This window comes from Belnapia arida (assembly GCF_016773205.1).
Lineage (GTDB): Bacteria > Pseudomonadota > Alphaproteobacteria > Acetobacterales > Acetobacteraceae > Belnapia > Belnapia arida.
On record NZ_JAETWB010000011.1, the window covers coordinates 13,312 to 33,159 of the forward strand.

5 protein-coding genes and 3 pseudogenes are annotated in these 19,848 nt (G+C 66.9%); 3 read left to right on the plus strand and 5 right to left on the minus strand.

Going from position 1 to position 19,848, the window contains the following annotated elements; translation table 11 throughout:
- Positions 1-372 precede the first annotated feature (372 nt).
- Positions 373-1,299 carry a LysR family transcriptional regulator gene (locus tag JMJ56_RS19015; RefSeq protein WP_202833355.1) on the plus strand — a complete coding sequence of 309 codons (927 nt, stop codon included), beginning with the start codon at positions 373-375 and terminating at the stop codon, positions 1,297-1,299.
- Positions 1,300-2,261: 962 nt separating this feature from the next.
- Here JMJ56_RS19015 and JMJ56_RS19020 read toward each other — a convergent pair.
- A pseudogene (locus JMJ56_RS19020) lies at positions 2,262-2,734 on the minus strand (hypothetical protein).
- A 397-nt stretch (positions 2,735-3,131) separates the two neighbouring features.
- Here JMJ56_RS19020 and JMJ56_RS19025 point away from each other — a divergent pair.
- Positions 3,132-4,205: a hypothetical protein gene (locus tag JMJ56_RS19025; RefSeq protein ID WP_202833356.1), complete on the plus strand. Its 1,074-nt coding sequence runs from the start codon at positions 3,132-3,134 to the stop codon at positions 4,203-4,205.
- Positions 4,206-4,557: 352 nt separating this feature from the next.
- Here the strand turns inward: JMJ56_RS19025 and JMJ56_RS19030 are convergent.
- Positions 4,558-5,086 (minus strand): annotated as a pseudogene (locus tag JMJ56_RS19030) (Mu transposase domain-containing protein); the annotation flags it as partial.
- A 446-nt stretch (positions 5,087-5,532) separates the two neighbouring features.
- On the opposite strand from JMJ56_RS19030, the pseudogene JMJ56_RS19035 reads away from it, so the two are divergent.
- Positions 5,533-5,729, plus strand: a pseudogene (locus tag JMJ56_RS19035) (transposase); the annotation flags it as partial.
- A 124-nt stretch (positions 5,730-5,853) separates the two neighbouring features.
- On the opposite strand, the gene JMJ56_RS19040 reads toward JMJ56_RS19035, so the two are convergent.
- From JMJ56_RS19040 to JMJ56_RS19050, 3 genes are all read right to left on the minus strand, one after another.
- Entirely contained in the window at positions 5,854-7,152 is a 1,299-nt protein-coding gene (locus JMJ56_RS19040; protein WP_202833357.1) for an HlyD family type I secretion periplasmic adaptor subunit, read from the minus strand.
- Entirely contained in the window at positions 7,149-8,909 is a 1,761-nt protein-coding gene (locus JMJ56_RS19045; RefSeq protein ID WP_202833358.1) for a type I secretion system permease/ATPase, read from the minus strand. The genes JMJ56_RS19040 and JMJ56_RS19045 overlap by 4 nt, the downstream gene beginning before the upstream one ends.
- 79 nt (positions 8,910-8,988) lie before the next feature.
- A complete protein-coding gene (locus tag JMJ56_RS19050) occupies positions 8,989-19,662 on the minus strand; it encodes a carbohydrate-binding protein (RefSeq protein WP_236037996.1) in 10,674 nt (3,557 codons plus the stop codon).
- Between the last annotated feature and the right edge of the window lie 186 nt (positions 19,663-19,848).

A 19,848-nucleotide genomic window follows, 5' to 3' on the forward strand; every position in this document is an offset into this window, starting at 1 on the left:
TGGGCCTAGCTGGCGGTCAGGCAGGTTCACGAGCCGAAAGACGTCAGGCTCTCCGAAGGCCCCGATCACATAGGCACACATAAATAGCTCCTGCCTGAACGGCTCATGACGGGTCCGTCACACCTTATCGCCGCCATCTGATCTCTTTGCAGAGAATGGAGAAGCGGGCATTCTCCCGGATCAGCTTCAAAAATACCTTGAAAATGAATGTGGCGAAGTCTGGTCGTGGCCTGATGTTCGCGCCGGCATCTGAGGCGCTGCGGCCGAGGCGGCTCTTCAGTAGCCGCGAATGCGCATGGGACATTCTGCCTCAGTTGCCAGAGATCACGCGCCAGTTGATGCCGGCGTCAACCTCGACTTGGAAGCCACATTGTGGATATCAGTGACCTGAACCTGTTCGTGCGCATCGCCCGGCTTGGCAGCATCAGCGCTGCAGCACGTGACCTCAATGTCACCCCGGCGGGGGCGAGCGCGCGCCTTGCAGCGCTCGAGAAGCGGTTGGGAGCGCGCTTACTGCATCGCACGACACGGCAAGCGACTCTGACCGAGGACGGGATAGCCTTCCTGCCGCATGCTGAGCACGTATTGGATGCGGCATTGGCCGCGCGCGCGGCGCTCGGGCGCGAGCAGGCGACACCGCGCGGCACGCTCCGTGTGGCGGCCCCGGCCTCCTTCGCGCGCATGCATATTGTGCCGGGCCTTAGTGAATTCTGTAACCGCTACCCAGAGCTTATCCTCGACATGCGCATCTCGGACAGCGTTGTCGACCTGGTGGAGGGCGCGTTCGACGTTGCTGTTCGTTACGCAGAGCTTAGGGATTCGTCCTTCGTCGCGCGGCGACTTGCGCCCGACCGGCGTGTACTGGTCGCGTCACCGGACTACATCGCGCGGCGTGGTCGGCCGCGGTCGCCGGACGACCTTGCCAATCACACCTGCCTCGTCGTCGGCACTCTTGACCTCTGGACGTTCCAGGGGGTGAATGGGAGGACCATAGAGCGGCAGGTGATGCCTACCCTGCGCATCAACGACGGTGGCGCAGTGCGCGATGCCGCGTGTGCTGGGCTTGGGATCGCGCTTATGGCCACCTGGTGCGCAGCGGAGGAGATCCGAAGCGGCGCGCTGGTCCCCGCGCTTCCGGAGTATTCGCTTGTCTCAACGCAAACCCTATGGGTGCTCTATCCGAGCTCGCGGGAGCTCGCGCCCAAGGTCAGGGCATTTATCGACTGGCTGGTTGCAAGATTCGGACCGGAGCCATACTGGGACCGGGACCTAGAAGCAGTGGTCGGCCTTGGACGCTGACTTGGCCAGCGTCTCCATCAGGGGACGTGCCAATGGGTGTTTTGTCGGATCTCACGCTAGCGGGGCCATTGGGCCGGTGGTGCCGAGATAGATGGCAGAACAAATGTCCATCTCAGAAGCTCGATCTCTCTGTAACATTCAACACGCTTTGCCTGCCCGCAGGTGAGGCTGCCATACATGATCCGGCGTAGAGGAAAAGCGGCCCTGAGGAAGCGGCCCACAAGTGCGGGGATACATGGGAAGTCGCCCTTCAACGCGACTTCCATTGGACCGGCGTGCGAGTGTTCGGCAACAGCAGCGGCGCTGGTTATCTTGGTCCCCCGTCGCTGGCTGGTTCCGCCCCAAGCCAAGTCACCGCGGCCTTGAGCAGCGCCACATCCCCCTCCCGTCATCGATGCCGCGTCAGCAGTTTGGTTTCCGCGGACGACGGCATCCCAAGGGCATCGCCGATCGCAGGGTGCGTGGTGATGCCTCGATCATCCAACTCACGACCAGTCGCCATCTTCAACCGAATGGTCTGCAAGCGGTCAGCGTTCCGGCGCCGATCCTCCTCGGGCAAGACCTTCGGCTTCGCGGCTGAAGGCGTGCTTGGTCAGGGAACATGCTCATGCTGCAGATGTTGGTCTGCATGACAGACGGCGCTATCCTCAGGCTGAAGATCCTGGCCGAACAACCATCGCGGCCTGAAACACTGGTTCTGATGGAGCAAAGCTTGTGAAAACAACGTTTGCCGTGCTGGCTCTTGCGCTAACGCTGCTAGGATGCGCAGACTTGATCCCTCCAGAGGAGCGCCACTTCGTCAATCCTTGCCCTGCAGGCAAAACCTATATGAGGGCGTTTAACAGTTGCTGGCCGCTGCGGACGCAGCCCGCTCAGTAAATGGTGTTGGGGCAGGGCGCACTGTCAATCTGTCTACTCTTCGGCCGCCGCACTGGCATGCCAAAGGCTACGCGCAGCAGAGTTCACGCAGCGACGGCAGCCCCGCTGAAATCCGCCCACACCATGAACGCTCGCGCCCTTGCGGCACGATGCTCAATGGCGGTGACGTGGTCGCGGCGGAGACGGAAGAGGTTGGCGATCTGGCTTTGACTCAAAGGAAGCGTTGTGCTTGCCGAGGGGACTTCAAGCCCTTCAACTGCCGTTCTCGTCGTCGCGTCGGCTCTGCACCAGCACATCGAGCACCAACCCGGTCTGGTTCATGGCACGCCGGAACCAGTGCTGTATCCTAGCAATCCTGATCGGGACCTCGTCGGGGTGCCACTTCTCTCCGGTGCAGAGCAGCCTTAGCCTGATCCGGTTGGCGAACTCCTAGGCCAGCTTGAGCGCCCGCTGCCGTACAGGCATGGCTGACAACAATGCCGCGCGCTGCCATCGTCTCCCCGGCCATGCGAAGGCTAAGCGGGAAGCGAAAGTACAGCCACACCGCTTGGCTGATGACCTCCGCTGGGAAGCGAAGCCGACAAAGGGCGCATTGACACTTGGCAGGCTCATTCCGGCTACTACCGAACCGGTCCCGACCAACCAAGTCCAAATCAACTTGGCAGTGTCCCTACGAGGTCAAGGTACTGCCGCCCTCGGGTGCGAGGTACCTTATGGCGCTCGCCGCGGTGACAGGGGGCCGCGGTCGGCAGGAAGGGGGTGGTGCAGGAACGCCGTGGACGCTGTACCGGTTAGGACGGCGGGATGATGGCGGTGCCACCTCGACACGTTGAAAGGCCAAGCCCGGGCAGGCGATGGTGGCGGGCGACGAAGGGGGCTGGCGGCGGCGTGGCGGCTGGTGAAACTCTGCGGCGGCGGCCCGAACCTCGACGTCGCCGGAGGGAGAACACCACGTGTACGCCTGCGGCCAACCGGCCAGCCTCGACTGGCAGATCCAGCCTGCATCGCCCTGCGGCCCGCTTCGGTTCGGCGCGATAGCGCTTGCTCTGGTCTTCCTCGCCGGATGTGCATCACAATTGGGACCGGACCGGGGAGAGACATCACAGAGTGGTTTCGACCGGGTCTGCGCGCCCGTGTCGCGAACACGCCATGCGACCAGGACGGAAGCCGTCCCTTCTCCCGAGGTATTCCAACCAACATTCGACCGGTTCGCAGCACTTGGCTTTTCGAAAGATGCCGTCGACATCGCCGAGATCATCGGCGTGCAGCCCTTGCTGGAGCAGTTGCTCACGGCCGAGACGGACGCAGCACGGGGCCGTGGTATGGCCGCCGAACTTCAGCTACTACGGCTGCGCCTGGCCATCTCGGACCGGATCCAACTGGCAATGCTCGACATCTCTAGCACCCTTGCCGTGATCGACTGCGAAGGGGAGCGGGGCGACGCGCTGCGAGTGCGGCTGCAGGCAGCGGAGGACCGCAGGTCGCGCCGACTAGGCCTGGCGAGCATCCTGGTTGGTGCCACTACGGCGGCCCTCACGGGCGGATTGTCGCTGGGTGGCGCCTCTGCAGGCGGCGACATCGCCGGGATCGTCGGCGGCACCGCCGAGGCGTCCGTGGCGACCGCGCTGCTGTTTGGGGATATCTCTGGCACGCTTCGGACCGAGCGCAACCTGCTGCGGGAGGTTTGGGAGCACCCGCCGCGGTCCGAGCTGTTTCCGAACACGGTCTGGCGATACCTCACCCGGCGCCGGCTAGACAGTTCAGACCGCGCCAGCCCTGCCGAGACAGTGGCGGCGGAGTGGCGGGCGGGAGATCGGTTCGGCGCGCCCGGCTCGCAGGCCGAGCGGGCGCGCATCGAGTTGCTACTTGGCCCGGGCGGGGTCTACACGGTCCAGGAGTTGGAAATGCGGGACGCGATGCTGGATCTGTTGGAGGCGAGCATCGCGCTGATGAGCGAAGAGCTGCGCGTTCTGGTCATCGCGCTCGCGGACCGTCCTCCCCCGGGCGCTTCCGTCGTTGGAAAGTGACCATAGGCCAGCTTGCACTCCGGCCGCTCGATGGCACGGACTCGCGGCAAGCTGGATGCCATGTCAGCGCCTCCCGCTCTTGATGGGTCATCTTCAGAGAAGCTCACTGCACGCCGGAAAAGGAGCAGGCTGGCCGACAGTGTGCAACGTTGCCGCTCGCGATGCGGGAGGGGGAGGAGCAAGTCATGCTGGCGACCAGTCGTGGCATGTGCCGCTGGGTGGTGCCGAAGGGCCGAGAGAAGCAAGGCTCGACTGCCTGCGAGCAGGTCGCCAGGGAGGCGTACGAGGCGGCGGGGCTGGACGGCCGGGTCAAATCGGAGTCAATCGGGCTCTACTCGTACACCAAGCACTTTTCGAGCACGGGATGGACGCCGATGAGCCGGCCATCCTCCAGACTACGGACCTCGGTGGTTGACCTGCACCATGACCGGACGCCGGTGGGTGCCGTCGGGGATGGAGTAGAGGTTGCCCCCGACCAAGACCACGCCCTCGTGGGAGATGCGCCGCTCGAGGCAAAGGACGGCGTTGAACGGCCCGGCCGGCAGCGGCTTGAGGATCGGCTCCGAGGCAGTGCCTCGAACCTCGGTGAAGTGCCCGATGACGATGCGCCCGGTGGTGCCGTGCAGGCGGCGGTTGGCGACTTGGTTGAGCCACAGGGTGAACTGCACGTTCAGGTCGCCAAGGTTGCGGAAGGCCCTGGCCTGGAAGAAGTCCTCGCGGACGTAGCGGAACGGCCTCTCGACTTTGCCCTTGGTCTTGGCGCGACAGGGTCGGCAAGCCTTGGGCAGGTAGCCGTAATGGCTTGCCAGGGCGAGGAGCTTGTCGTTGTAGACGATGCTGCGCTCGTCGACCTCGCCAAGGACCGCGGTGCGCATCCAGTCGTCGAAGGGCGCCAGCGGCGAAGGCGCGGGCTCGCTCGGCTTGTAGGCCGGTGGCTCCAGGCCGCGCGCCGGGCGTTGGCTGGCGCTGCGGATCGCGGTGCAACCGCACTACGATGACCCCTGACGTGGACAGTGCCGAGGCTCTTGCCGACTCAGCCCCGGCCGCGGTCTGCAACAGCGGTGCGCTGGCGCTGCGGCTCGGGGCCTATGAGGTCCGCTCGACATGCTGTTGGAGCTAGCGCGGGCGAAGCGGGTGGATTTGGCGCAGATTTCGGTCGGCACCCTAGAGGAGCAGTTCGGTGAGACCGTCGCCACAGAAAATGCACGATGCGGAGTGCCACTGCCGCGGCTAGCCGACTGGCTGATCATGGCAGCTTGACTGACGCTGCTGCGCTTGCGCCTGCCGCTGCCGACGGCCTCGGCGGAGAGCGCCGAAGCCGAGCGCCAAGCTGCCAGACGCCAAGCGTGGCTTCGTGCTGTTGCCGCGGCGCTGGGTCGTGGAGCGGTCCTTCACCTGGCCACCCGCTTTCGCCGGCTGGTGAAAGATTGGGAAGGATACGCCAGCACCCTCGCCGACCTGCACCTCGTCGCCTTCGCCTGCCTCATGCCCAAGCAGGCCGCCAAACTGACCGGATCTCCATAACGGCTTCTAGGCTCCGCCGCCACCCGGCCCGACATGCCAGGCACAACTTCCAACTGGACGTGGCCTGCGGCACCAATGATCCCGCAGGCCCTGGACCTTTTGCCGCAATCGATGCGGCGCTTCCTCACTCCTCCCGGAAGGCTCGGGTGAAGTAATCCGAGACGGGCTTGGTCAGGTAGGACAGCACCGTCCGGTCACCGGTGCGGATGAAGCTCTCGACCGGCATGCCGGGCACCAGCCTTGCGGCACCCAGCCGCTCCTCCTCGCCCTCAGCGATGGCGATCCGCACGGGATAATACTGCAATCCGGAGCGCTGGTCGGTCATGAGATCGGCGGCGATCAGCCGGACCTGGCCGCGCAGCTCCGGCGTGGTCCGCTGATTCAGGGCGGAGAGGCGCAGCATGGTATCCTGCCCTGGCAGGAGCTGATCGATATCCTGCGGCGCCACCTTGACCTCGATGGTCAGGGCGTCGGCTTCAGGCATGATCAGCATCAGCTGCTCGCCCGGTGCGATCACGCCACCGACCGTGTGCACTGCGGCCTGGTAGACGATGCCGTCCTGCGGGGCCCGGATATCGATGCGGCGAAGCTGGTCCTCGGCGGCGACGCGGCGTTCCACCATTTCGGCCATGCGGGCCTCGACTTCGCGCAACTCCTTCCCCGTCTCGCTGCGGAGATCCTGGTCGATCTGCAGGATCTGCAGCTGCGTCTCGCTGACCCGCCCCCTGGCCTGAGCCATGCCGGAAAGGATCTGCCCATGCTCCCCGCGCAGCCGCGTCTCCTCGCGGCGCAGCAGCGTCACCCGGTTCATCGCCACCAGGTTCTGTCGCCAGAGGTGCTCGACCGCATGGAGTTCCTCCTGGATGAGCCTGATCTCATCGGCCTTCGCCGCGCCCTGCAGGCGAAGGCCGGCGATCTGCTCGTCAAGCTGGGAGATGCGCTCGCGCAGCTGCGCCTTCTGCCCGTCGCGCGACTGGCGCCGGTTCTCGAAGAGCCGCGCCTCGCTTCGCCACTGGGCATAGGCCTCCGGGCCAAGCTCATCCGGTAGGGGGGACATCGCCTCCCGCCCGTCACGCTCCGCCTCGAGCCGTGCCTGCCGTGCCGCCAGCTCGCCAAGGCCCTTCGTCAGCATGGCGACATTCGCCCGTGCCACCGTCTCGTCGAGCCGGATGACCACATCGCCGGCCCGCACGCGGTCGCCATCCCGCGCCAGGATCTGGCCGACCACGCCGCCGGTCGGGTGCTGCACCTTCTTCGCATTGCTTTCGACGACGACGCTGCCGGGCGCCGCCACCGCGCCAGAGATCTCCGTGGCGACCGACCAGCCGCCAAGGCCACCCACCAGCAGGATGCCGGAGGCAAGGGCGACGCGGCCATGGCGACGGATTGAGCGGCGCGCCTCTGAGACGGGACGGAGGATCATGATGCTGCTCCTGCACTGACGGCCGGCCTGACCAGCGAGACGGCTGTTGCGGGCCTTGGCTCGGGCCCGACCGGCACCGGACGCAGCACCTTGTTCAGCACCTCGTCCCGCGGCCCGATGCCCTGCACCCGCCCCTCGTTCAGGACCATGACGAGGTTGACGCCGGCGAGGGCGCTCGGCCGGTGGGCGATGACGATGACGATCCCGCCCCGTGCGCGAACGCCGAGGATTGCCTGGGTAAGGGCCTGCTCGCCCTCGGTGTCGAGATTGGAGTTCGGCTCGTCCAGCACCACCAGGAAGGGATTGCCGTAAAGCGCGCGGGCCAGGCCGATGCGCTGGCGCTGCCCGCCCGAGAGCGCGGCACCGGCTTCGCCGATCTGCGTGTCGTAGCCTTCGGGCAGGCGCAGGATCATCTCATGGACATCGGCTGCGGTGGCGGCGGCGATGATCGCGCCCGGATCGGCCTCCTCCTCGAAGCGGGCGATGTTCTGCGCGACGGTGCCAGCGAACAGCTCCACATCCTGGGGCAGGTAGCCGATATGCCGGCCGAGATCTTCCGGCAGCCAATGTTCCAGCGCCGCCCCGTCCAGCCGCACCTTTCCCCGCCAGGCCGGCCAGACCCCGACCAGCATGCGGGCAAGCGAGGACTTGCCGGAGGCGCTCGGGCCAATGACGCCGAGACCGCTGCCGGCAGGAAGCTGGAAGGCGACCTCATGGATCAGCGGCCGCTGGGTGCCCGGCGCGCCGCTGCTCGCCTGCTCTACCACCAGGGATTTGCGGGGAGCCGGCAAGGCCATCGGATCGCCCTGCGGCGTCGTGGCCTGCAGCAACGTCGAAAGGCGACGCGCGCCCTGCCGGGCGGTGGCGAAGCCCTTCCAGTTGGCGATGGCCAGTTCGACCGGGGCCAGGGCGCGCGATGTGAGGATGGAGGCGGCAATCATGACGCCGCCACTCACCTCGCCCGCGATCACCAGATAGGCGCCGACCGCCAGCACCGCCGATTGCAGCAGCATCCGCAGCACCTTGGAAACGGCGCCGAAGCCGCCGGCGACATCCGAGGTGCGCTGCTGGTGCCGCAGGTAGAGGCCGTTCGCCAGGCCCCAGCGCCGCGCGAGCCGTCCGGCCATGCCGAGTGCCTGCACCGCCTCGGCATTGCGCCGGGCGCCCTCGGCGATGGTGTTGCGAAGGCCTGCCGCCTTCACGGCCTCGCGCGTGGCGCTGCGGGTCAGCAATTCGGTCATCAGGGTGAAGGTCACCAGCAGCAGCGCCCCGGCCAGCGCCACCATCCCGATCCAGAAATGGAAACCGAAGCAGACAGCGAGATAGAGCGGCATCCAGGGCAGGTCGAACAGCGCACCCGGGCCGCTGCCGGCGAGGAAGGCGCGGAGCTGGTCGAGGTCCCGCATCGCCTGCTGCCCTTCGCCGGCCTTCGGCGAGGTGACCGAGGCGCGCAGGTTGGAGCGGAAGACGGGTTGGCTCAGCTCCTCGTCCAGCGCGGCGCCCACCCGCGCGAGGATGCGGCCGCGAATCATGTCGAAGACGCCCTGGAAGGCGTAGAGCAGCAGCAGCACGAGGCAGAGACCGACCAGTGTCGGGATCGAGCGGCTCGGCAGGACCCGGTCGTAAACCTCGAGCATGAAAATGGAGCCCGAGAGGGTCAGCAGGTTAATGAGCCCGCTCAGCAGCGCGACGCAGAGGAAGGCGCCGCGGCAGGATCGGAACACGCTGGCGGGCAGCATGGGAGACGGGCTGGCCATGGTGAGGGCGCCTCGGGACGGAGCGAAAGGATGGAAAAGGGTGTCGGCCGGCCTGGACGCGCCAGGCCGGCCGACCGGATCAGGTCGCCTCGAAGCTGCGCGGCTCCGCCTCGTCGAGCACCAGGATCGGCAGGGTTGCCGGCGCCTCCGGCAGTGCGGTCGTCTCCGCCGTGGTTTCCGGCTCGGGAATGCCGTCGGGGCCCTGCGGCTCCGCCAGCATCGTCACCGGTGCCTGCCTCGCGGCGAAGGCATCGAAGGTGAACCCTTCCTCCGCGGCGAAGGAGCGTAGCGTGGCCGGGGCCGCCGCGGTCTGCGCAAGCCGGAAGGATTGCAGATCGAAGGGACCGCCATTGAAGGTCAGGCGGATCGTCTGCACCCCGGCGCTGAGGTCGACCTGCACCGCCTGGCCGGTGGCGAAGGTCGTGTAGCTGTTGGTATCCGGCACCGCGACCGCGCCGCTGGTCTCGTAGACGGTGCCGTTCTGCGTGAAGGTGGCGGAGATGCTGCGGCCCGGGTCGGGCGTCGCCGTATTGAAGCTGAGGGCATAGCGCCCGGCCTGCTGCACGTTGACGGTGTACTCGACCCACTCGTTGTTCGAGACCCAGCCGATGGCCTGATTGTTACCAACCACATCGACGCCCTCGTTGCGGCCCGCGGTGCCACCCTCGTCGAGGTTGGGCGTGGTGTCGCTGAAGGCCACGCCCTGGCCACCGACGTCGAACTGGGTGGCGTTGATCACCACCGGCGCCGCCCCGATCACGGCCGGCGTGCCGGAAACGGGGCCCTGGCCGTCAGGCGGCACGAAGGCGAAGTTGAAGGACTGCAGGTCCAGCGGTCCGCCATTGAAGGTCAGCCGAACGGTCTGGACACCGGCGTCGAGGTCGAGCTGCGCCGCCTGGGTGAGGGCAAAGGCGGTGTAGCTGTTGGTATCGACCACGGCGACGGTGTTGCTGGTCTCGTAGACTGTGCCGTTCCGCTCGGAGCTGGCGGTGATGGTCCGGCCCGGGTCGAGGGTTGCGGCATTGAAGACCAGGTTGTAGCGCCCGGCCTGCTGGACGTTGACGGTGTACTCGACCCACTCGCCGTTCGCGATCCAGCCGATGGCCTGGTTGTTGCCGACCACGTCGACACCCTCGTTGCGGCCCGCGGTGCCGCCCTGGTCGGTGTTGGGCGTGGTGTCGTTATAGGCCACGCCCTGGCCGCCGAGGTCGAACTGCGTTGCAGCGATCGAGATCGGCGAGGCGCCGACCGCGATCGGTGCCGCCCCGAAGGGTGTCTGGTTGGTTGGCGTTGGCGTGGAGGGTGCGACGGTGAGGGCGAGGTTGGCGGTTGCGTTGGCGGTGCCGTCGGAGGCGATGACGCCGATGGTGTAGGTGCCGGCTGCGGTGGGGGTGCCGGTGATGACGCCGGCGGTGTTGATGGTCAGGCCTTGCGGCAGTCCGGTTGCCGAGTAGGTCAGCGCATCGCCATCCGCGTCGGTGAAGGTTCCTGCGGGCAGGGCGTAGGTAAAGGCCTGCCCTTGGGTGGCCGCCTGGCTGGCGAGCGGCTGCGCCGCGACCGGTGCGGTGTTGGCCCGGTCGAGGGTGAAGGATTGCAGGTCGAAGGCCCCGCCGTTGAAGGTCAGGCGGATCGTCTGCACGCCGGCGTTGAGGTCGAGTTGCGTCGCCTGGCTGTTGGCGAAGACGGTGTAGCTGTTGGTATCGACCACGGCGACGGTGTTGCTGGTCTCGTAGACGGCGCCGTTCTGCTCGACGCGGGCGGTGATGGTCCGGCCGGGGTCGGGGGTTGCGGCCCTGAAGACCAGGTCGTAGCGCCCGGCCTGCTGGACGTTGACGGTGTACTCGACCCACTCGCCGTTCGAGATCCAGCCAAGGGCCTGGTTGTTGCCGACCACGTCGGCGCCCTCGTTGCGGCCCGCGGTGCCGCCCTCGTCAACGTTGGGCGTGGTGTCGTTGTAGGCCACGCCCTGGCCGCCGAGGTCGAACTGCGCCGCCCCGATCGTCACCGGCGCCGACCCAACCGCAACAGGCGTCCCACCGAAAGGCGATTGCTGCCCCCCTGCGGGCGGCGTCTGGACGTAGTTGAAGGTCAACGACCGCAGATCCAGCAGATAGGGCGAGTCGGCCTGCGGCGTGCCGTTGAAGGTCAGGCGGATCGTCTGCTGGCCCGCCGGCAGGGTGAGGTCGACCGGCGCCGATGCCTGGAAGGGCGCCGTGCCGAAGCTGGTGCCGCCATCCTGCAGCGCCACCGTGGCAAGCGGCGCCGCCTGCCCGAGCGAAACCGCGACCGTGGCGTTGGCCAGCGGCGTCTTCGCATTGAGGCTCAGGCGGTAGGTGCCGCTCTGCGGCACGTTGATGGTGTACTCGACCCACTCGCCCGGCAGCACGTAGCCGATGTCGTTCTCCGTCCCGACGGTCTCCACCCCGTCGGCCGGCCGGAAGGTGGTGTTGCCGCCTGCCTTGCCGGCATTGTCGTTGAAGGCGATCCCTTGCCCGCCCTGGTCGTAGTTGGAGGCATCCACCGTCAGCGCATTGTTGACGAAGGACGGCGCCGTTCCCCCGAAGGGTGTTTGGTTGGTTGGCGTTGGCGTGGAGGGTGCGACGGTGAGGGCGAGGTTGGCGGTTGCGTTGGCGGTGCCGTCGGAGGCGATGACGCCGATGGTGTAGGTGCCGGCTGCGGTGGGGGTGCCGGTGATGACGCCGGCGGTGTTGATGGTCAGGCCTTGCGGCAGTCCGGTTGCCGAGTAGGTCAGCGCATCGCCATCCGCGTCGGTGAAGGTTCCTGCGGGCAGGGCGTAGGTAAAGGCCTGCCCTTGGGTGGCCGCCTGGCTGGCGAGCGGCTGCGCCGCGACCGGTGCGGTGTTGGCCCGGTCGAGGGTGAAGGATTGCAGGTCGAAGGCCCCGCCGTTGAAGGTCAGGCGGATCGTCTGCACGCCGGCGTTGAGGTCGAGTTGCGTCGCCTGGCTGTTGGCGAAGACGGTGTAGCTGTTGGTATCGACCACGGCGACGGTGTTGCTGGTCTCGTAGACGGCGCCGTTCTGCTCGACGCGGGCGGTGATGGTCCGGCCGGGGTCGGGGGTTGCGGCCCTGAAGACCAGGTCGTAGCGCCCGGCCTGCTGGACGTTGACGGTGTACTCGACCCACTCGCCGTTCGAGATCCAGCCAAGGGCCTGGTTGTTGCCGACCACGTCGGCGCCCTCGTTGCGGCCCGCGGTGCCGCCCTCGTCAACGTTGGGCGTGGTGTCGTTGTAGGCCACGCCCTGGCCGCCGAGGTCGAACTGCGCCGCCCCGATCGTCACCGGCGCCGACCCAACCGCAACAGGCGTCCCGCTGAACGGTGCCTGTCCGCCCGGCGGGTTACCCCCGGCCGTGTCGAAGAAGTTCACCGTGCCGTCGTTATCGGCATCCACCTGCAGCGCGTCGATCACGCCGTCGCTGTTCGCATCCTCCCGCCCGGCCGGGCTGTAGGTCTGGACGTTCTTGATGACGAACATATGGTCGTTGTAATCGTAGTTGCCTGCGCCCGGATAATCTTGGATGCCGATGAAGGTGCCGGGGATCACCTTGCCGCTCGCATCCAGAGCCTGGAAGAAGCGGATCAGGTGGCCCTGGTTGTCACCCACCAGCTGGCCGATATTCGGATCGACATTGTTGATCTTCGGATCCGACCAGGAGGAGTAGGTCGGCCTGCCATCGACCGAGATGTAGAGGCCGAAGGGGCCGTTCTGGTTGATGGTGGCGCGGGCGACATTCGCCCCCGCCCCGGCGCCCGCCACCAGCGCATCCGGCAGCACCGTCTGGCCCTGCTGGTCGTCATTGGCGAAGAGCGGTGTCACCTGCGCGGATTGCAGGCCATGGAAGCCGAGCCGCGCCACGTTGCCCTGGTTCAGGAAGGCGGCGAGCTGGATGACCTCAATCGGCTTGGTGGTGTCGAGGCGCTGCATGTAGGGCAGCAGCACCTCGTCGCCGACGGTCTCGACCACGCCGCCACCTGCCAGCTCATCCTGCGCCATGTCGGTGCCGTAGCCGAAGGCATCGACGATCTGCGCCACGGTCGGCTCCGAGTCTCTCTCGGAGAACTCCTGCGCAAGGCCCGCAAGGGTGATCACCCGCGGCCCGTTCACCGAGTCGTTCGACTGGATGGTGAGGGTGCTCTCGTAGAGCTGCGCGCCGGCGGTGGTGCCGGCATGCGTACCGATGAAGCGCACGGTGACATTCGCCGTGCCGCCGGCCGCGATCGTGCCCGGCACCGTGCCGACGATCTGGAAGGCCGATGGGTCGCCGACCGTGATGCCGCTGATGCTGAGTGCCGAGAAGCCGTCATTGCGGAGGGTGACCACCGCCTCGTTGCGGAAGGCCTGGCTGGCATTGGCCGGAGTGTCGATGTTGGTGAAGACCAGCCGCTGGTCGGCCGCCGCATCGTCGAGGCCCGTCACGCTCAGCACCTGGCCGAAGCCGACCGGCGCGATGCCCTCAATGACGACCATGTTGTCGTTGTAGTCGTAGTTGATGCCCGTGTAGTCCATGATCCCGAGATAGACGTTCGGGATGATGTTTCCGGCCTTGTCCACGGCCTGGAAGATGCGGTGGGTGTAGCCGCGCTCCAGGTTCTCGGTGCCGGCTGGCCGCGTGCCGCCACCCTCTTCGTTCAGTCGTGGATCGGTTGAAAGGCCGGCGATCGACATGCCGAACACGTCGTTACCAGTCCAGCCGTCCGGGATCCGAGCCGCGTCGAAAGTAGCGGTGGCGAAGCTGGTGCCGCTGATCAGCGGCAGGATGGACTGGTTCTGGGTGCCGCCGTGGTTGTAGAGCTGGACATTCTGCCCCTTGTTGCCCGGGTTATGGATATGGAAGGTGGCGCCCCCATCGCCATGGAAGGCGGCGATATGGGTGACCTTGACCTGGGTCACGCCATCGGCGATCCGCCAATAGGGCGAGAGCACCTCGGTCGCATCGGAGGAGCGATAGAGGTCGAAGTCGTTGAGGGTCGAGTTCTCGCCGCCGCCCGAGGTTGTCAGCCCCTCGATGACGTTGCCGAAACCGAAGACCTTCCAGACCTCGTTGACATTGGGCTCCTGTCCGCCCTCATCGCGGGCCTGCCAGAAGCCGGCGAGGTCGATCGTCGCCACCGGGCTGTCGGCATCGTTGGTGACGAGGCGGATGGAGCCTTCGAAGACGGTCGAGGTCGCATCCACATTGCTCGTCGGCGGCGTGTAGGCCGCGCGGTTGAACAGCACGGTCACGTTGATGGACTGGCCCGCCGCCAGCGTCAGACCGTTGAAGATCGCCGGGTTCGCCAGCACGAAGGGTCCGTTGACCTCCGCATCGAGCACCGAGAGCGGCGAGGTACCGGTATTGGTGATGCGGACCGTACCGCTCTCCTTGAAGTCGCGGTCCGGGTTGCTGGAACTCGGGTTCTGCAGGTAGTTGAAGTGCAGCCGGTTGTCGAAGAAGGCCGGGTCGAGGCTCTGCACCGCGATGTCGGCATTGGCATCGGCCGGCATCGGCCGGATGTCGAGATAGTCGATCGCGTTGGCGCCCGGCGCAGTGGAGGCGACGCGGAGCTGGTATTGCGTCCCGGCCTCGAGTGCGAGGAAGGTCGTCTGCTCGCCCGTGGTGGGGAAAGCCATGTTCTCCACCAGCGCCCCGTTGAGGTAGAGGTTCAACCCCTGCCCGTTCGGCGCCCCGGCATTGGCGGCGAGGTCGAAGGCATAAAGGCCGTCCTCGTCCACCGTGAAGTAGAACTCGACATTCTGGCTGTTCAGGATGCGGGTGCTGTCATCCGCCGTCTGCTCGAGCTGGATCCGCGTCTCGCCATCGACCGCGACGTAGTCCGGCGTGAAGGGGCCGGAACTCGCGCCCGTCGCCACGCGGAGCTGGTCGATATTCGGCCCGACCGCATTCGGTGCCGTCAGCCGGATCGTGTTGGCGCCGGCGACGAGGTTCACCACCGTGGTCTGGAACTGCCACTGATCCTCGGCGGCGTTGCTGAAGCCCGGGAAGCTGACCGGGCCGAGGTTGACGCCATTCACCGTCAGCGCCAGCGGCCTGTCGCCTTTGGTCGTAGCGAGGGCATAGCGGAAGGCGATCTCGAAGGCGCCGGCCGTCGTGGAGTTCACCGTCCAGGTGATGGACTGGTCGCCGGCCCCGTCGAAGTCGACATAGCCGGTGCCCTCCTGATTGCGGTCCTGCGTCACCACCACGGCGCCGGAGAGCGCTGCCGCCTCGGCCTCGTAGTAGGCGTAGGAGTTTCCGCCCGGCGCCGTCGGCTGCGGCGCGAGCACCTCGATCTGGTCGATGTTCGGCCCGGCCGCGGTGGTCTGGCGGAAGGTGACGGTGTTGGTGCCGGCGATGAGGTTCGCCGGGATCTCGATCACCTGCCAGGTCGACCAGGCCGCGGTGCCGGTTACGCCCGGCGGCGGGCTGAAGCCGAATGTGCCGACGCTCGCACCGTTCACCAGCACCTGGAGCGGACGGTCCGCCGTGCCGCCGTTGCCGTACCGCACGCGGATCAGGCCCGAGCCGATCTGATCCTCCGGGACGGTAATGTTGAAGGTTAGCAGATCGCCCACCGTCGCACCGAAATCGGCATAGCCGCCGGCGACGCCATCGGTGTTGTTGGTGTTCCCGTCGAGACCGAAGGCGCCGGGGCGAAGGCCGCCGACGAGATCGTTGCCGCTCTCGGGGTTGGCCGTGGTGCGGATCTGGATCTGCGCGGCGCCGCCGGTCGAGACGCTGACGGAGGTGCCGTCATTCGGCGTCACGTCCTCCGCCTGGATCACGGCGAGCGAGACGAGGTCGCCGGTTCCGCCGCCCGGATTGCTGCCCGGCGTGAAGGTCGCGGTGCTCGTCGCGCGGTTCTGCGCGTCGTCTGTGACCTCGAGCTGGATGGCAACCGGTCCGCTCTGCGTGCTCAGGTCGAGCGTGAAGCGGCTGTTCGCGTCCAGCGTCACCGTCTGCTGCGGGCCGGTGCCGATGCGGACACGGAGTGCGGTGATGTCGGTGTCGAGGCCGCTCACCTGGAAGACGACAGCGGCCGGGTTGCTGGCATTCGCCACGGCGATGGCCAGGTTGCCGCCCTCGTCGGCCGTCACGTCCTGCGTCACGCCGCCTGGGGCGGGGGTGAGCAGCACGAGCTGGCTGGCGCCGGTCCCGCGGTTCAGCGTCATCAGGTAGAGCTGGCCGGTGACCGGGTTCTCGATGATGTCGAGCGGGTCGATGTAGTCGTCGATGATGGAGCCGTCCGGCCGGCGCAGCACGTCGTCGCCGACGATCTTGCCGTCGCTGCCGACGCGGATCACACGGACATTGTCGCCGGTCGAGAACTGCGCGATCAGGATCGCGCCCTTCAGGTTGGCGCCGAAGGCATTGCCCTTGTACTCGGTCGCGCCATTCGGCGACTGGTTGTAGCCAAGGTTGTAGGTGCCATCGAGGTCGTAGTTCTCGTCCGGCAGCACGCCGACATCATAGCCGTCGGTGTTCGGGTTGCCGTCCTTCCGGTCCGTCACCTCGTTCGGGTCGATGCCGCCAGTGGGGTTGCCGCCGTTGAGCACGTAGGTGCCGCGCAGCGGGTTGGGATGGCCGTAGTACTTGCCCTCCTCAACTGTGAAGAGATAGTCGTATTGCTTGGGCGAGTTGCTGATGACCTGGCTGCCCGCCTGGGCCGGGTCGTCCGGTGTCCTGCCGCCGGATGCCGTGCCGTTGGTCGGCGCGTAGAGCTGGCCGTTCGAGTGCCAGACCAGGTCATAGGCGTTGCGGATGCCGGTGGCGAAGATCTTGAGAACCGCATCCGGGGCGAAGGGGTTGTAGAAGCCCGGATAGGTGCCGTTCGCATTGAAGCTCGAGGCCGGATTGGTCGTGGTTGGAGCGCTGACCGGCTCCGTCCGCACGTCGAAGCCCGCCCCCGGCGCATCGCGTCGCGGATCGATCTCCAGCACGGCCGCGTTCAGCAGCCGCTCGGGCCGATTGCCCCAGGCGCCATCCGGGCTGCCTGCCGCCGAGTTCGAACCCTGGGACAGGTAGAGCAGATAGGCGGGCTCGCCCGCAGCGCCCGCATTCGGGTTGGCGCGGAACTCCAGGCTGTTGGTCACATGGTCTCCACCCGAGCGCGGCAGGCCGGTGACATAGGCCTCGGCCGTCGCGCCGGTGAAGGAGCCATTGGTCCCAAGCGTGATCTTGCTGATGCGGCCGGAGAACTCTGGCGTATCGAACGCCTTATTCTCCCGCGGAATCGGGTAGTTGTCGCTCACCCAGATGGTATTCGGATTCTCCGGGTCGAAGGTGAAGCCGATGATGCCACGCCGATCCGCGCCTTGGCTGAAGTAATCGAGGATCAGGCTCTCCTTCGAACCCTTGTCGATGGAGCCGTCGGAGTTGACGGCCCAGCGATAGATCTCCCCGGTGATGGTCGCCACATAGAGCTTGCCGTCCGGCCCGAACTCCACCGTGGTGAAGCCACCGGCCCCATCGGTGAAGCCGTCCAGCAACATCTGGGTGGTGAAGGCGACCTCGCGGGCGGTCTCCACCGGAGCGGTGCCGGTGACGAAGGTCGTCGTCAGGTCCTGCATCTGGTGCAGCGGCGCCGTCGGGTTCTCGATGCCGCCGAGGTCGAGCACGTCCTCGACCTTCAGCGTGTAACTGGTGTTCTCCTTCAGCGGCTGGGTCGGGCGGATGGTAAGGCTGTCCGCGCCGCCGCTGATCTGGACGGTGATCGCCACCTCCTGGCCGGTCAGTGTCTCGACCAGCTTGACGTTGTCCACATGGGCGATGTTCGGCCCGCGATGGTCGGGCGCCTGCACATTGACGCCAACCACCAGTGCGGAGTTGGGGTTGATGCCCGTCGGCAGCGAGCCATTCTCGCCGATGGCAATGGAGACCTGCTCGTTCAGGTAGGAGGCTACGGGGGCGACGAAGAAGGAGTAGTCCAGGTCGGCCGTGCGTGAGTCCTGTGGCGTGAGGTCAGGCACGCGCTCGATCTCGAGATACTGGATCTCGGTGTTGGTGCCGCCGATCGAGTCGATGGTCAGCCGCCCGTCCGTCACCTGCACGATGCGGGTGACGAGGGTGGAGCGGAAACCGCCGCCGGTCTGCGCGCCGTTGCCGCCGGGATTGGCCGGCACCCAGGCCGCGCCGGCCTGCGCACCTTCCAGATTGACGCGATAGGTACTGTCGAATGCGCCGGCCGTGTCGCCGATCGACATCTTCACCTGATAGGTGCCGTTCGCCAGCGCCATCTCCCAGGCCCGCGCGCCCGCGGTGCCCGTGCCAGGCAATTCGAAGTGTGCGTAGGTCTTCTGCAGATCCGACGCATTGGTGGCGATGTTCTTGTACCAATGCGCATTCGCCGGCTGCGCCGCGGCGATGGTGCCGTTTGCCGTGCCGTCGGCGACGCTCGCCTCGGTCACCCAGCCATAGCTGAAGCCGTTGCCCCGGTTGCCGAAACCCTCTCCGGTATCGGCAAGATATCCGGCCGGCGTGACATAGCCGGCGGGCAGCCCGTTCTGCGTCTGCCCGGGCGCCGGCTGGAAGTTGATCTTGACCACCGGCTCGAAGGTCAGCTGGTCACGCGTGTCGACAGGCGTGGTGCCTTCGCTGGCGATGGTGACGCTGTCGATATTGGGTCCGTTGGTGCCATTGTTGGCGAGCGAGATGGTGTTCTGGCCCGCGGCGAGCTGAACGGTGACGGTGGCGGTTGCCCAGTTGTCCCAGCCATCGACGCCGGTGCTGGTGAAGGCGATGGTCTGGGTCTGACCGCCCACGCTGAGGGTCATGGGGCGCGGCGCGCTGTCGTTACCGCCGTTGCTGTAACGGAAGGACAGGGTGTAGGTGCCGGCGGTGGGGGCCGTAACGCCGAAGCTCACGGCATCGCCGGCATTGCCGCCCATGTCCATGTAGCCGCTGCCGGTGATGCCGTCCCAGAGGCCATCGCCGTTCAGGTCGCGGGTAGGAGCCGTGAAGCCGCTGCCCGTGTTCCCAACCTCGCGCTTCTGGGTAAGAGCCGAGCCAGTGCCCGTGTTGTCGCTGATAACGAAGGTTTCGGCCTGGATGGTGAGCTGGAAGGGTGTTCCGGTCGTGCCGCCGATAGTGACGGGTGTCGTGGCCTCGGCCTCGTTGCCGGCGGCGTCGGTGACGATGATGGTGGCGGTGCTGGTGCCGGCGGGCAGGGCGGAGCCGTTGAAGACGAAGTCGCCGTCGGCATCGGGCAGGACAGTGGTGCGGGTGGTGCCGCCGTCAAAGCTGATCTCGGTCTTGACGATGTCGGCGTCGCGGCCGGCAACATTGAAGTTGATGGAGGCGGCGCCCGTCTGGTTGAGCGGCTCATCTGGCCCGGAAAGGAAGAGGTTGCCGTCCGCATCGGCGGTGGAGTCGAGCGGAGTCCCAACCGGGACGATCTCGAGGCTGTCGAGGTTGGGGCCGGAAGTGGCACCGGCGGGGATGGCGAAGGAGATGGTGTTGGTGCCGGCCTGGAGGGTCACGGTCTGGGTCAGGGTACCCCAGACGTTGAAGCCCTGCTCAGCGACCGGTCCGGTGCCCGGGCCGGTGCTCGGGAAGGGGATTGTGGTTGGGGTGCCGTTGTTGACGGCAATGGCGAGGGAGCGGTCAGCCCCGTTGAACGGGGCGGAGGCGTAGCGCACGTTGAGCGTGTATGTGCCTGCCGTCTCGATCTGGACGGTGTAGGTGACGCGGTCGCCGCCGTCATTGCCGAAGTCGAGGTAGCCCGTGCCGGTGAAGCCGGGGCGGAGGCCGTTCGGCAAATCGGGGTTGCTTTCCCGATTGCTTGGATCCCGGATCTGCGTGCTTTGGGTGTCTGCCGCGGCCGCCAGCGTGACCTGACCTGTCTCAGCCTGGATCAGGATCGGTGCCGCCGGCTCTTCCTCCTCGGGGCTGATGACCAGGTTGAAGGTGTCGGTGGCGGTCGCGCCGGCCGTGTCGGTGGCGGT

Bases quoted from the DNA above. Each gene is read 5' to 3' on its own strand.
- JMJ56_RS19045 (WP_202833358.1), bottom strand. From the start codon at position 8,909: ATGGCCAGCCCGTCTCCCATGCTGCCCGCCAGCGTGTTCCGATCCTGC.
- JMJ56_RS19040 (WP_202833357.1), bottom strand. From the start codon at position 7,152: ATGATCCTCCGTCCCGTCTCAGAGGCGCGCCGCTCAATCCGTCGCCAT.